Origin of the sequence: Myxococcus sp. CA051A, from assembly GCF_013336705.1 — a bacterium.
In the GTDB taxonomy this organism is placed as follows: Bacteria; Myxococcota; Myxococcia; order Myxococcales; family Myxococcaceae; genus Myxococcus; species Myxococcus llanfairpwllgwyngyllgogerychwyrndrobwllllantysiliogogogochensis.
The window spans coordinates 159,155-172,283 of sequence record NZ_JABUMS010000020.1 but is presented as its reverse complement, the minus strand read 5'-3'; the positions used below and the strand labels follow the sequence as shown (position 1 = coordinate 172,283).

Annotated in this window: 10 protein-coding genes and 1 pseudogene; 5 read left to right on the top strand and 6 right to left on the bottom strand. The window is 69.3% G+C overall.

The annotated features are described in order from the left end of the window. Together HUA74_RS38695 and HUA74_RS38690 are read right to left on the bottom strand one after the other, a co-directional pair. Positions 1-1,043, bottom strand: a pseudogene (locus HUA74_RS38695) (molecular chaperone DnaJ); the annotation flags it as partial. A 33-nt stretch (positions 1,044-1,076) separates the two neighbouring features. Further along, on the bottom strand, positions 1,077-1,580 hold the full coding sequence (locus tag HUA74_RS38690; RefSeq protein WP_174458593.1) for a tRNA (cytidine(34)-2'-O)-methyltransferase: 504 nt from the start codon (positions 1,578-1,580) through the stop codon (positions 1,077-1,079). 17 nt (positions 1,581-1,597) lie between these two features. Between HUA74_RS38690 and HUA74_RS38685 the strand changes: the two genes are divergently transcribed. Further along, positions 1,598-1,975: a DUF192 domain-containing protein gene (locus HUA74_RS38685; protein WP_174458592.1), complete on the top strand. Its 378-nt coding sequence runs from the start codon at positions 1,598-1,600 to the stop codon at positions 1,973-1,975. A gap of 90 nt (positions 1,976-2,065) precedes the next feature. Beyond that, positions 2,066-2,830, top strand: coding sequence for a Stp1/IreP family PP2C-type Ser/Thr phosphatase (locus HUA74_RS38680; RefSeq protein ID WP_141642395.1), 765 nt, complete (start codon positions 2,066-2,068; stop codon positions 2,828-2,830). A 7-nt stretch (positions 2,831-2,837) separates the two neighbouring features. On the opposite strand, the gene HUA74_RS38675 is transcribed toward HUA74_RS38680, so the two are convergent. From HUA74_RS38675 to HUA74_RS38660, 4 genes are all read right to left on the bottom strand, one after another. Further along, on the bottom strand, positions 2,838-4,856 hold the full coding sequence (locus tag HUA74_RS38675; RefSeq protein ID WP_174458591.1) for an amylo-alpha-1,6-glucosidase: 2,019 nt from the start codon (positions 4,854-4,856) through the stop codon (positions 2,838-2,840). Then, positions 4,853-6,757 carry a malto-oligosyltrehalose trehalohydrolase gene (gene treZ / locus HUA74_RS38670; protein ID WP_174458590.1) on the bottom strand — a complete coding sequence of 635 codons (1,905 nt, stop codon included), beginning with the start codon at positions 6,755-6,757 and terminating at the stop codon, positions 4,853-4,855. Before treZ ends, HUA74_RS38675 begins: the two co-directional genes overlap by 4 nt. 303 nt (positions 6,758-7,060) lie before the next feature. Next, positions 7,061-8,092 (bottom strand): sugar phosphate nucleotidyltransferase, encoded by a 1,032-nt coding sequence (locus HUA74_RS38665; RefSeq protein WP_174458589.1) that lies wholly within the window; start codon positions 8,090-8,092, stop codon positions 7,061-7,063. Between the two features lie 28 nt (positions 8,093-8,120). Next, positions 8,121-9,161, bottom strand: coding sequence for an aminoglycoside phosphotransferase family protein (locus HUA74_RS38660; RefSeq protein WP_141642399.1), 1,041 nt, complete (start codon positions 9,159-9,161; stop codon positions 8,121-8,123). 374 nt (positions 9,162-9,535) lie between these two features. Between HUA74_RS38660 and HUA74_RS38655 the strand changes: the two genes are divergently transcribed. The 3 genes from HUA74_RS38655 (at position 9,536) to ogt (ending at position 13,076) form a co-directional block, all read left to right on the top strand. Further along, a complete protein-coding gene (locus HUA74_RS38655; protein WP_174458588.1) occupies positions 9,536-10,903 on the top strand; it encodes a pyridoxal-phosphate dependent enzyme in 1,368 nt (455 codons plus the stop codon). Positions 10,904-11,038: 135 nt separating this feature from the next. Beyond that, positions 11,039-12,547, top strand: a complete 1,509-nt coding sequence (locus HUA74_RS38650) for an AlkA N-terminal domain-containing protein (protein WP_174458587.1) — start codon at positions 11,039-11,041, stop codon at positions 12,545-12,547. After that, positions 12,540-13,076 (top strand): methylated-DNA--[protein]-cysteine S-methyltransferase, encoded by a 537-nt coding sequence (gene ogt / locus HUA74_RS38645; RefSeq protein ID WP_174458586.1) that lies wholly within the window; start codon positions 12,540-12,542, stop codon positions 13,074-13,076. The genes HUA74_RS38650 and ogt overlap by 8 nt, the downstream gene beginning before the upstream one ends. The last annotated feature ends 53 nt before the right edge of the window (positions 13,077-13,129 follow it).

Sequence of the window (13,129 nt, the reverse complement as noted above, 5' to 3'; positions counted from 1 at the left end):
ACCCGCGCCTCTTCCGCCAGCCGGGCCTCCTCGGCAAGCCGAGCCACTTCGGCGAGCCGGGCCTCTTCCGCGAGTCGCTCCTCCTCGGCGCGAATCCACGCCTCTGCCGCCAGCCGAGCAGCCTCCGCGCGCCGGGCCTCTTCCGCGCGCCGTTCTTCCTCGGCACGAACCCGGGCCTCTTCCGCCCGCCGTTCTTCCTCCGCCCGAACCCTCGCCTCTTCCGCGAGCCGAGCCTCCTCGGCACGAATCCGAGCCTCTTCCTCGAGCCGAGCCTCTTCAATCGCACGGAGTCGGGCTTCCTCCGCCAGCCGAGCCTCCTCCGCCCGCCGACGAGCCTCCTCCTCGGCGCGGAGCCGCTCTTCCTCCGCCCTCCTGCGCGCGGCCTCCTCCTCCTGCCTGCGCGCCTCCTCCCTCGCCTCCCACTCCTCCACCGACAGCGCCTCGACGCCCCCCTCGCGCTCCAACACGAGCAACAGCGCCTCGCGCGCGGGCGTCAGCGACTCCGGCTCACGAAACTCCCCCAACGTCCTCAGCAACTCCCGCTCGGACGCATCCGTCAGCCACGGCTCGCACACGGCCACATCCGCGCACCGGAACACCCGCCCCTTCGCCCCACCCGCCCCCGGCCGCTCCAGCGCCGCCCGCACCACCCTCACCCCGGAGATGGGCTCGAACTCCGCCTCCACGCTCCCAGGCTCGAAGGCCGCGCGCTCGGCCAACTCACTCAACCGCCGCACGTGGGCAAGCACCTGCTGCTCCACCACCGCGTCCCGCTCCAGCCCGTGCTCCTCCAACAACTCCTCGTCCGCGGCGCCCGCCCCCCCCCGCGCCCACAGCGCATCCAGCGCCTCCGCGCTCAACAAGCCACTCTGCAACAGCGCCTGCGCCGGACTCTGATACCCAAACCCCAGCCGCGTCCCCACGAGGTCGCCCTCGCGCAGCATCAACCGCGACTCACGCCCTCCTGCGGACAAGGTCAGCCATCCCGTGGCTCGGGACTTGTGGGCGGAATACAGCGCTTCGGCGGCCTGCGACGGAATCATCCTCGCCGCAGTGTAGTCCCTCCTCACCGCCCCTCAACTTGCCGAGGGTGCCCGCCTGCCCGCCCCGGTGAAACACACCTGTCGCAGCGCCTCGTAGGTCCCCACCCCCACCGCCGTGGACAGGTTCATGCTCCGCCGCCCCTCCAACATCGGAATCGTCAGCGCCGTCCCCGTCCCCCCCTCCATCACCTCCGGCAACAGCCCCGTCACCTCCGAGCCGAACACCAGATGGTCCCCCTCCTCGAACCGCGCCTCGTACAAGGTCTGCTCCGCCCGCGCCGAGAACAGCCACCGCCGCGCGTCCGGATACGCCGCCACGTAGGCCTCATAAGTCGGGTACAGCCGTAGAAATACCTTGTCCCAGTAGTCCAACCCGGCCCGCTTGAGGTTCCGGTCATCGATGGAGAAGCCCAGGGGCTCCACCAGGATGAGCCGGCAGCCCGTCACCGCGCAGAGGCGGGCCACGTTGCCGGTGTTGGGGGGAATCTGGGGGGAGACCAGAACCAGATGCAGAGGACGCGCCAGGGGCTCGAGCATGGGGTAGAACGCGCTACATGCGCTGGAAGGTGACCAACGAGACGCGGCAGAAGCCGCTGGCGGACCGGGCGGAGAAGGCCACCTCTTTCGCCCAGCGCTTCAAGGGACTGATGGGGCGCCAGGAGCTCGCCATGGGCGACGGCCTCCACATCCAGCCCTGCAACTCCATCCACACGTTCTTCATGCGCATCCCCATTGACGTCGCCTTCCTGGACGCCCAGGGCCGCATCGTCAAGCAGATGATGGCGCTGCCGCCCTGGAGGGCCACCTCCGTGTACTTCCAGGCCCGTTCCGTGCTGGAACTGCCCGCGGGCGTCCTGGCCGCGAGCGGCACCCAGGAAGGGGACCGCTTGAGCTTCGAGCCTGCCTCCCCGGCCCCGGTGTCCCCTGTCTGACCGCACCAAGAGCACGTCTTTTGACCGTTTTCCGAGCGCTTTGTTAACGTGCGCCGCCAGTTTCTCGTCCCCTTAGAAGAGTCCCCGCGCATGCGCATCGAGGTAGCCGGCAGCACCCACGTCGGGATGAAGCGGAACCACAACGAGGACAACTTCCTCATGTTGCCCGATGAGCACCTCTTCATCGTCGCGGACGGGATGGGCGGGCACTCCTCAGGAGAGATCGCCAGTCGCATCGCCGTGGACGAGTTGGGTGAGTTCTACAAGATGACCTCCAAGGACCAGGACAGCACCTGGCCCTTCAAGATGGACAAACAGCGCAACTATGACGAGAACCGGTTGGCCACCGGAATCAAGCTCGCCAACGCGCGCATCTTCGAGAAGGCCAGCAGCGAGTCGAAGTACAAGGGCATGGGGACGACCATCGTCAGCGTGCACTTCGCCAGCGACGTCGCGTACGTCGGGCACGTGGGCGACAGCCGCGTGTACTGCTTCCGCGCTGGAGCCCTCAAGCAGATCACCGAGGACCACTCCCTGCTCAACGACTACCTCAAGGCGAAGAAGCTCTCGCCCGAGGAAGTCGAAAACTTCCCGCACAAGAACGTCATCGTCCGCGCCCTGGGCATGAAGGAGAACGTCCAGGTGGACGTCTCCCGCGTGGACCCCCAGCCGGGCGACGTCTTCCTGCTGTGCTCGGACGGCCTGAGCGGCATGGTGACCGACCCCCAGATGCAGGAAATCCTCGGCCGCACGCCCGAGCTGGACAAGGCGTGCTCGCAGCTCATCGACATGGCCAACGCCGCGGGCGGCAACGACAACGTCACCTGCGTGCTCGCCCGCTACCACCCCGCCTGACCCGACGTCAGGCGATGCGCAGGAAGACCCGCAGCGCCTCGGCCACTCCCCAGGCCTGGGCGATGCACCCCCTTGGCCTGAAGGGGGGCGTGGCGTCGAAGATTTCGCTGACCTGACCAACGCCCGCCTGTCTCAGGTGGGTCTCCAGGCCCTCCATGACGTCACGCACGTGCGCGCGGGCCGGCTGAACCCTGAGCGCGGCGTCCACGTAGTGGCCAATCAGCCAGCTCCACACCGTGCCCTGGTGGTACGCCGCGTCACGCGCGCGCAGGTCTCCGTCATACGTGGCCTTGTAGTCGTCGTGGTCCGAGGCCAGCGAGCGCAGCCCCACCGGGGTGAGCAGCTCCGTCTCCACCTTGCGCAGTACGTCCGACCAGTGGTCCGGGTTCAACACCGGGTACTTGAGAGACAGGGCGAAAATCTGGTTGGGCCGCACGGCGGCGTCATTGCCGCCCCCTTGCGCGTCCACCACGTCGAACAGGCACCCCTCGGCCGGGTTCCAGAAGCGCCGGTTGAAGGAGTCCTGCGCCTGTTGCGCGGCCATCGCGTAGGGCGTCCCGTCCAGTCCCTGGAGCGCGGCCCACTCCGCCATCAGCCGCATGGCGTTGAACCACAGGGCGTTGAGCTCCACGGCCTTGCCGCGTCGGGGCGTCACCACCCAGCCGTCCACCTTCGCGTCCATCCAGGTGAGCTGGTAGCCCTCTTCGCCCTGCGTCAGCAGCCCATCCGTGGGGTCGATGCGGATGTTGTGGCGGGTGCCCTGCTGGTGCCTGCGGACGATGTCCTCGAACGTCGGGTAGAACTCCCGCAGCAGCTCCAGGTCCCCGGAGGCCGTCACGTAGCGGTCCACCGCGTGGAAGAACCAGAGCGTCGCGTCGGCCGTGTGGTAGAGCCCGTCGGCCTCTCCCTCCGGGAAGAGGTTGGGCAACAGCCCGTCCTTCACGTGGTGACGGAACGTGCGCAGAATCGCCGCCGCCTCACGGAAGCGCCCCGTGGACACCGTCAGGCCCTCCAGCGAAATCATCGTGTCGCGGCCCCAGTCGGTGAACCAGGGGTAGCCCGCGATGACGCTGCGGGCATCCTCGCCAATGGCCCGGGCCCACGCATCGTCGCGCGGACGCATGGGGTCGACGATGAACTGGTCGCCCGCGAGGACCAGGCGCGCCGCCGTGCCCGTCCTCGCCGCCACGGGCGCGCGCTCCAGCAGGCGCCACTCGCGCTCGCGCTCCATGTCGAAGCTCATGGACGGGTCCCGGTCCAACAGCGCCCAGTCATCCACCGTGGCACCGAGCGACAGGCGACTGCCTGGCCTCACCGTGCACTCGAAGTAGCCAGGGCTCGCCTGCGTCTCGATGTGGGGCATCCCCCGGGAGCGCTCCGTCCGGTAGAGCAGGGGTGAGGAAATCTCAGGCATCGCCACGAAGGGCACGATGCCATCGCCGTACAGCCGCAGCCGCAGCGAAGGCGCATCCTTCGCCGCCTGCATCTCGATGCGCTCTCCCTGGAGAATGACCTTCGGCTGGCAGTAGTCGTGCGGGAAGTCGTGCTCGTGCACTCGAAACACCGGGAAGGGCCGCAGCCGGAGCTTCACCGGAGGGCCGGACAGGTGCGCCCACTCGATGAAGAGCGTGTTCTCCCCGTGCACCAGCACCAGCCTGCGACGCAGACGGGAGGCGCCCAGGACGTACTCCCATTCGGGAATGAGGCCGTCGAGCCGGAAGGAGCGCAGCAGCGAGGCGTCCCCCATCAGCGCGCCGTCCGCCCGCACCTCGCCGTCCAGTCGGCACGTCTGCCCCTCCACCCGGGCCGTCTCCACCAGGCGGGACAGCATGACGGTGCGGCCCCGCTCGGGCAGGGTGGGGATGAAGAGGCCGTGGTAGCGGCGCGCGTTCACCCCCGCCAGGGTGCTGGACGCATAGCCCCCCAGGCCGTTCGTCATCAGCCACTCCCGTCCGAGCACCTCGATGGCCGGCGCTCCCACCGGCCATGCGAACTTCAGCTCCGGCAGCCCGCGCACCCGGCTCATCCGGCCTTCTGTGGGCCGAGCCCCTGGCCGCTCCTCCCGGTGCTCGTCATCCACAGGGCGGTCATCCCCGGTACGCGCCACGACGTCTCGACCCTCAGTGACTCCAGTGAGCAAGACCCTGCACCTCCGAATCGAACCTCTTCACTCGACAGTCCAAGACGCCACCCTTCATCCCGAGGTGGTGCGAGTAATGGTTCGGGGCACGGAGAGAGCTCCAGCTCGCCCCCCAGGTTGACGAGCAGCAGCCGGTCGCCTTCCTGTTCGCTGCCCGAGTAGCGCAGCACGAGCGCGAGCGGGGAGAGGACCGCGCCGGTGAGCTGGCCGCTGTCCTGCCGGGCAAGCACGGAGTCCTCGCGGCGCAGTCGGAGCAGCTCCCGGTGCAGGGTGAGCGGCCCGGTGTGGCGCTCGCGCTCGCTCCAATCGAGCCGGGAGAGGGTGAACGCCTTCTCGTCCACGTGCTCCACGTAGCCCTCGTGCTCCAGCGCGTGACGGGCGCTCTCGAACTGGCCGAGGAACTGGTCCCGACCCTTGCGCACCAACGGCTGCAGCTCCGGCTTGTGGTCCACGAAGTAGAAGAAGGGGGAGTTCGCGAACCACTCCTGGCCCATGAAGAGCAGCGGCGTCTGGGGCAGCAGCAGCCACAGCGTGGTGAGCGCGCGCGCCAGTCGCTCGCCGCAGATGCGGTGCAGCCGCTGGCCCTGGAGCATGTTGGCGAGCTGGTCGTGGTTCTGGAGGTAGAAGACGCACGCGCTCGCGGGCACGCGCAGCAGTGGACTGCCTCGGGCCTTCTTCTGCCAGCGGTAGTACTGCCCCTGATAGAGCGAGTTGCGCAGCGTGCACGACAGCAGCTCCTGCGCGGTGCCGCGATAGTCCTGGAGGTAGGCCTCCGCGCGTCCCGTGGCGGCGACACGGGCGGAGTGGTGGAAGTCATCCACCCAGAGGGCATCCGTGCCCCAGCCGCCCCGCTCCACCGACCTCACGCACAGTTCGTCCTGGGGCTCGTTCTCGGCGATGACGAGCACACCGCGGCCAGCCGCGGCCTCGCGCACGGCGCGCGTCAGCTCCTGGACGATGTGGCACGGCCCGTCGTCATACAGGGCCTGCGTCGCATCCAGGCGGAGCCCGTCGAAGTGATACTCGGCGACCCAGGCGCAGGCGTTCTGGATGAAGAAGTCGCGGCTGGGGCCCGCGGCGGCGCCGTCGTCGAAGTTCGTCGGCTCGCCCCACTCGTTCTCGTACTTGCGGGTGAAGTAGTCCGGTGAGTACTGGGCCAGGTAGTTCCCGTCGGGCCCCAGGTGGTTGTAGACGACGTCCACCAGCACGCCGAGCCCCAGCGCGTGCGCGGCCTCCACGAAGGCGCGCAGGTCCTCCGGCCGGCCGTACTGCCCGCTGGGCGCGAAGAGCTGCGCGCCGTCATAGCCCCAGTTGAAGCGCCCGGGGAACGTGTGCAGCGGCATCAACTCCAGGCAGGTGACGCCCAGCTCCTTGAGCAGCGGCAGCTTGGCGATGGCCGCCCTGTACGTCCCCTCGGGCGTGAAGGCGCCCAGGTGCAGTTCGTAGAGCACCTGCCCCCGGATGCAGGACACGCCCTTCCAGTCGCCGTCCGTCCACGGGTGCGCGTACGCGTCGACGACCTCGCTGAAGCCATGCGGGCCCTCGGGCTGGAAGCGCGACGCGGGGTCTGGGAACTCCTCGCTCGAATCCAGGCGGTACTTGTACAGCGCCCCCACGGCCACCGGATGCACGGCCTCGAAATAGCCCTGGGCGTCCCCCGCGAGTGGGAGCGGGCGGGAGCCTCCCTTCACCACGACCTCCACACTGCGCCTGCGTGGCGCCCACACACGGAAGTGAGTGCTGTCTCCCCCCGCCGGCCTGGCCCCCAGAGAACCTCGCCACTTCATGCCCCAGACCTCCCCTTGTTCCCCGCCGGAAACCCCCGGCGCAGGCAGGCTGTCCGTGGCGAAAGGTAGGGCCCATTGTCCGAAACGGCGACCTTCGTGCGGACGACAGAGCTCGCTCGCACGCCGTGCGGTAACAGACCCTTCCCGCGCGGGGTTCGTGCGCGCGCGGACAGGAGTCGACAGGCCACACCGTGCGGCCCGCCCCACGCGCTCGCGGCGACGGCACGCGCGAGCGGGCAGCGCACGGCACCCGCTGGCCGCGCACGCGGTCAGCTCATCCGAGGGCCTGTCGGCTCGTGCGAGTCAGCGCCCCGAAAGCGGCGCGGGAATCCGATGCTCCCGCCACGCGAGCAACTCCGTGAGCGACTCACCCGCCGCGATCACGGTCTGCTCGAAGACGGCGGCGTTCTGGAGGCGAGCCTCCGCGTCCACCTTCACTCCGGCGCCCAGCGCCACGGACTCGCCGACGACGGCGCCCTCCGCCACCGTGACGCCCCGGCCAAAGTACGCGGGGCCCTCCACCTTCGCGCCACACACATTCGCGTCGGGATGCGCCCACGAGGACCCCGGCCCTCGCACCGTGCCAGCGAGCGGCGAGTCCGCCCCCAGCCACTCCAACCGCACGCGGCCGGCGAGCACGTCCCGCACCGTGGCCAGATACCGCGACGGCGTGCCCAAATCGGACCAGTAGCCATCCACGCGCACGCCTCGCACCACCTGTCCCTGGGACATGGCGCGCGCGTAGACCTCGCGGTTGATGTCCTCGGGTCCTTGCGCGCTCATGAAGTCGAAGACGCGCGGGGACATGACGTGCACGCCCGTGAAGTGCCACGGCGTCAGGCCCTCGCCTCCAGGCCCGTGTCCCGCGATGCGCCGCACCCGTCCGGACGCATCCAACTCCACCGACGCGTACTTCTCCCCCTCCGGCATGGGCAGCAACACCATCGTCGCCAGCGCACCGGACGCCTGGTGCACGGCCACCACCGGCCGCAGGTCCACCGGGTAGAGGATGTCGCCGTTGTAGACGATGAAATCTCCGTCCGAGAGGAAGTCGCGCAGGCCCCGGATGCCGCCGCCGGTGCCCTGGATGACGGGCTCGCGCACCACGTGCAGCGCCAGCTTCGCGCGCGCGCACTCCTCGCGAGCCACCTCCTCCATCGTGTCCGGCAGGTGGTGGGTGTTGATGCCCACCGCCGTGACACCCGCGGCCTTCAGCACCGCCAGGTGGTAGCGCAGGAGCGGCTGCCCCAGGAACGGGAGCGCCGGCTTGGGCCAGCGCTCCGTCAACGGACGCAGGCGGGTTCCCAGACCCGCGCAGAGCACCATCGCCTTCATTGTCGACTCCCCTCCCCCGCCAATGGGCTCAGGCCGCCAGCTCCGGGACGTACTTCGCCACCAGCTCCTGCAGCCCTCGCAGCTCCGGCCGCTGACGGAATGCCTCGCGCACGTAGCGCAGCGACGCGGGGATGGAGACGAGGAAGCCCGGATTGCCCTTCACGCGGTTGATGTACTCGAAGCGGCCCGCGTCCTTCAGCTTGCGCTGCACGGTGAGCAGGTCGAAGAACGCCTTGAACTCCACCGCGTTGATGCGCTCGCCGCTCGCCTCCTGGAACGTGGCGATGTAGCGGTCCAGCATCGCGTCCACGAAGGCCCGGTCCAGCTCCACGTAGCTGTCGCGCAGGAGCGCCACCAGGTCGTACTGCCTGGGGCCCTGGAGCGCGTCCTGGAAGTCGATGACCACCAGCTCGCCCTCCTTCACCATGATGTTGCGGCTCTGGTAGTCGCGGTGCGTGAAGCCCCGGGGCGCGGCGGCCAGCTGCTTCGCGATGTCCCGGAACGTCGCGTCCAGTTGCGCGCGCTCGGCGTCCGTGGGCAGCTTGCCGCTCCACGCCTCCAGGCCCCACTCGCGGAAGTGGTGCAGCTCCCAGTCGTACAGGTCCTCGTCGAACGAGCGCGTGAAGGCCAGGCAGTCCGGGTCCTGGTGCTTCTCCGCCTGCACCCGCAGCCGCGCCAGCAGGTCCACCGCGCGCGTGTAGAGCGCCTCGTTGTGCTTGCCGCCTTCCAGCGCGGACTCGAAGGTGATGTCGCTCAGGTCCTCAATCACCATCATCCCCGCCGGCTCGTCGTAGCGGAGGATGGCGGGCACGCGCACACCGAGCTTGTTCAGGTAGCGGTGCACGTTGACGAAGGGCAGCTCCTTCGGAGGCTCACCCTTGGTGGCCTCCTCGCTCTTCTTCGTCGCGTCCAGCGGCATCACCATCACCACCCAGCTCTCCGGGGGCGCGCCGACGCGGTAGTACGAGCGATTGCTCGCGTCTCCCTTCAGCTTCTTGATGGGAGCATGGGGCACGGGACGGCCAGTGGCCTGTCCCACCTGGTCGCGCAGGGCGGCCTCGAGTTCCATATCGACGGGGTTCTCCAAGGGGGTTGGGAGAAGAGGCTTGCGAGTATGGGAGGGGCGACTTTCCGCGTCAAAGGCCCGGCGCGGCGATTGCCCCCTGGCCCCTCGGGCTGTCACGTAAGCGACGGCGAAACCTTGAGCCCCCAGTTCCCGTCGCGACGCGTCGCGCGCCCGGCCGCCCCCTGACGAAGCAGGCCCGTCCCTGCTGGCAGGTCGCCAGGAGACACCCCGGGTCCTGCTGCTCCAGGGGTGCGGGGGAAGTGCCCAGGACGGGGCACTGTTACTTCTCGACCGGGGAGATGGACTCCCGCTGTCGACCGGGCCCCTCCGGCGGCATATAAGACGCGCCGCGAACCCCCTTTTTTCTGGAAGCCCCGATGGACATCCACGACACCATTCTCTCCGCCATTGGCAACACGCCCCTGGTCAAGCTCAACAAGCTCGTCGGACCGAACGATGCGACTGTTCTGGTCAAGTGCGAGTTCATGAACCCGGGCGCGTCCATCAAGGACCGCATGGCGCTGTACATCATCGAGAAGGCCGAGCGGGAGGGGAAGCTCAAGCCCGGCGGGACCATCGTGGAGAACACGTCCGGCAACACCGGCATGGGCGTGGCGCTGGCGGCCGCGGTGAAGGGCTACAAGTGCATCTTCACGATGCCGGACAAGATGTCGCTGGAGAAGATCAACCGCCTGAAGGCGCTGGGCGCGCAGGTGGTGGTGACGCCGACGAACGTCGCGGCCGAGGACCCCCGCAGCTACTACGAGACGGCCAAGCGGCTGCACCGTGAGACGCCGGGCGCGTTCATGCTGAACCAGTACCACAACCCCGACAACATCGAGGCGCACTACCAGCTCACCGGTCCGGAGATCCTGGAGCAGACCGGCGGCAAGATGGACTACTTCGTCTCCGGCCTGGGCACCGGCGGGACGATGAGCGGCGCGGGCAAGTTCCTCAAGGAGAAGATCCCCGGCCTGAAGAACGTGGGCGTGGACCCCGAGGGCTCCGTCTACGAGGGCTACTTCAAGACGGGCAAGCTGACCGAGCCGCACGTCTACAAGGTGGAAGGTATCGGCGAGGACATGCTGTGCGGCGCCATGGACTTCAAGGTCGTGGACGACGTGCGCCAGGTGGATGACCGCCAGTGCTTCGCGGCGGCGCGGCGGCTGGCGCGCGAGGAGGGCATCTTCGCGGGTGGCTCCTCCGGCGCGGCCGTGCACGTGGCCGTGCAGCTGGCGAAGGAAGTGGGCAAGGGCAAGACGATTGTCGTCGTGCTCCCCGACTCCGGCAGCAGCTACATCAGCAAGTTCCACTCCGATGAGTGGATGCGCGACAACGGCTTCGCCGAGGACAAGAGCACCGGCACCGTGCGCGACATCATCGGGAGCAAGCAGCGCGACGTGAAGACGGCGCGCAAGGGCGACCGGGTGGACCAGGTCGTGGAGACGATGCGCGGTCACGGCATCAGCCAGATGCCCGTGGTGTCCGAGGACGGCCGCGCGGTGGGCATGGTGCACGAGTACGACCTGCTCAACGCGCTGGTCGCCGGGAAGGCGAAGTTCGCCGACACCATCGACGCCATCGTCTCGCCGCTGCAGGGCGCGCTGTCGCCGGACACGAGCATCGCCCGCCTGCGGGAAATCTTCGCGCAGGACAACGTGGCCGTCGTGAAGGAGGGCGAGAAGGTCATCGCCATCGTCACGAAGATCGACCTCATCGACTTCCTGCACCGCACGGCGGCCTAGTCGGCCTCCAGGCGGTCGCGTCTTGAAGAGGGCCTCTCACCGGTGGTGGGAGGCCCTTTTCGCGTCCGGAGGGCGCGTGCCATCGATGTCCGAAAACCGCGAGCGCGCACGGCGCCCCGATGACACTGTCTGGTCATGGACCTGCTCGATTCCGACGCCTGCTACCGCGTGCTCCAGACGCGGGATGCCCGCTTCGACGGCCGCCTCTTCGTCGCGGTGACGTCGACCGGCATCTACTGCCGGCCCATCTGCCCCGCGCGCACTCCGAAGCGGGAGAACTGCCGCTTCTTCGCCTCCGCCGCCGCGTCCCAGGAAGAGGGCTTCCGGCCGTGTCTGCGCTGCCGGCCGGAGACGGCCCCGGACCTCGCCTCCTGGCGGGGCACCTCCAACACCGTGTCGCGCGCGCTGGCCCTCATCGCGGAGGGCGCGCTGGACGGAGGCGAAGCGGGCGTGGACGCGCTGGCGGAACGGCTGGGCGTGGGAGGACGACAGCTCCGCCGTCTCTTCAAGCAACACCTGGGCGCCACGCCGGTGGCCGTCGCGCAGACGCGGCGCGTGCTCTTCGCCAAGCAGCTCATCCAGGAGACGCGGATGCCGCTGGCCGAGGTCGCGCTCGCCGCGGGCTTCGGCAGCATCCGGCGCTTCAACGAGACGTTCCAGGACCTCTACCAACGGCCCCCCAGCGCCCTGCGCCGCAAGCAGGCGGTGGAGACGACCTCCAGCGCGGCGGCGGAAGCGGGCGTCACGCTGCGGCTGCGCTACCGGCCGCCGTATGACTGGGCGGCGATGCTCGCCTATCTGTCCGCGCGAGCCATCCAGGGCGTGGAGCAGGTGTCCGACTCGCGTTACCTGCGCACGGTGTCCCAGGACGGCGCGGTGGGCACGGTGGAGGTGTCCCACGAGCCCGCGAGGAACAACCTCGTGGCGAGGATTCGCTTCCCGCGCGTCCAGTCGCTCCCCGCCATCGTCGCGCGCGTGCGCAGGGTGTTCGACGTGGGCGCGGACATCGAGGTGATTGGCGCGCACCTCTCCAGGGACCCCTTCCTGGCGCCCCTCGTGGCGCTGCGTCCCGGGCTGCGGGCCCCTGGCGCATGGGACGGGTTCGAGCTGGCGGTCCGCGCGATTCTGGGCCAGCAGGTGACAGTGGTGGCCGCGCGCAGGCTCGCGGGCCAGTTGGTGGGACTGTGCGCTGACGCCCCCGTGGACGGACTTGCTCCGGGCCTGTCGCGGGCCTTCCCTTCACCGGAGCGCGTCGTGGCGACGGACCTGGGAGCGCTGGGAATGCCCTCCGCGCGCAAGGCGTCGCTGAAGGCCCTGGCGGAAGCGGCGCTCGCGGACCCGCTGTTGTTCCAGCCGTTCGGCACGGTGGAGGAAGGCGTCGCCCGGCTGCGCTCCATCCGAGGCGTGGGCGAGTGGACCGCGCAGTACATCGCCCTGCGCGCGCTGCGCGAGACGGACGCGTTCCCCGCCAGCGACGTGGCGCTCTTGCGGAGCGCGGCGACCGACACGGGCGCGCGTCCCACACCCGAGGACCTGCTTCAACGCGCGGAACCCTGGAGGCCCTGGCGGGCCTATGCCGCGCAACACCTGTGGGCCGCGGACCCGGGCCTGCTTCCACGACTTCAAGAGGTGCGTCATGGCTGAGACTCTCCGCTTCCTCATCGACAAGACGGACACCCCCATCGGCGAGCTGGTCATCATCGCGGACCGCGACGGACACCTGCGCGCCGTCGACTGGACGGAACACGAAGGCCGCATGCGGCAGCTGCTGCGCCTGCACTACGGGGCCGGAGGCTTCGAGTTGGACGCCGCGCGAAATCCGGGCGGACTCACGGAGACGATGCGGACGTATTTCTCCGGGCGGCTCGACGCCATTGAGGGACTGTCGGTCCGCACCGAAGGCACGCCCTTCCAACGCGAGGTGTGGGCGGCGCTGCGGGGCATTCCCTGCGGCGCGACGGTGTCCTACTCGGAGCTGGCGAAGCGCATCGGCCGTCCCGCGGCCGTACGCGCGGTGGGCCTGGCGAACGGCGCCAATCCGGTGGGCATTGTCGTGCCGTGTCATCGCGTGGTGGGTGCCAATGGCTCCCTCACCGGCTACGGAGGTGGCATCGAGCGCAAGCGCTGGTTACTCGACCACGAGTCGCGAGTGCGACGGACATCCACGGCCTGAAGCGCTCTGCGTATCATCCGGCCCCGCTCCACACCCCTGTCGAAAGAGGACCT

Bases quoted from the DNA above. Each gene is read 5' to 3' on its own strand.
- treZ (WP_174458590.1), bottom strand. From the start codon at position 6,757: ATGAAGTGGCGAGGTTCTCTGGGGGCCAGGCCGGCGGGGGGAGACAGC.
- HUA74_RS38680 (WP_141642395.1), top strand. From the start codon at position 2,066: ATGCGCATCGAGGTAGCCGGCAGCACCCACGTCGGGATGAAGCGGAAC.
- ogt (WP_174458586.1), top strand. From the start codon at position 12,540: ATGGCTGAGACTCTCCGCTTCCTCATCGACAAGACGGACACCCCCATC.
- HUA74_RS38665 (WP_174458589.1), bottom strand. From the start codon at position 8,092: ATGAAGGCGATGGTGCTCTGCGCGGGTCTGGGAACCCGCCTGCGTCCG.
- HUA74_RS38650 (WP_174458587.1), top strand. From the start codon at position 11,039: ATGGACCTGCTCGATTCCGACGCCTGCTACCGCGTGCTCCAGACGCGG.
- HUA74_RS38690 (WP_174458593.1), bottom strand. From the start codon at position 1,580: ATGCTCGAGCCCCTGGCGCGTCCTCTGCATCTGGTTCTGGTCTCCCCC.
- HUA74_RS38675 (WP_174458591.1), bottom strand. From the start codon at position 4,856: ATGAGCCGGGTGCGCGGGCTGCCGGAGCTGAAGTTCGCATGGCCGGTG.
- HUA74_RS38660 (WP_141642399.1), bottom strand. From the start codon at position 9,161: ATGGAACTCGAGGCCGCCCTGCGCGACCAGGTGGGACAGGCCACTGGC.
- HUA74_RS38685 (WP_174458592.1), top strand. From the start codon at position 1,598: ATGCGCTGGAAGGTGACCAACGAGACGCGGCAGAAGCCGCTGGCGGAC.
- HUA74_RS38655 (WP_174458588.1), top strand. From the start codon at position 9,536: ATGGACATCCACGACACCATTCTCTCCGCCATTGGCAACACGCCCCTG.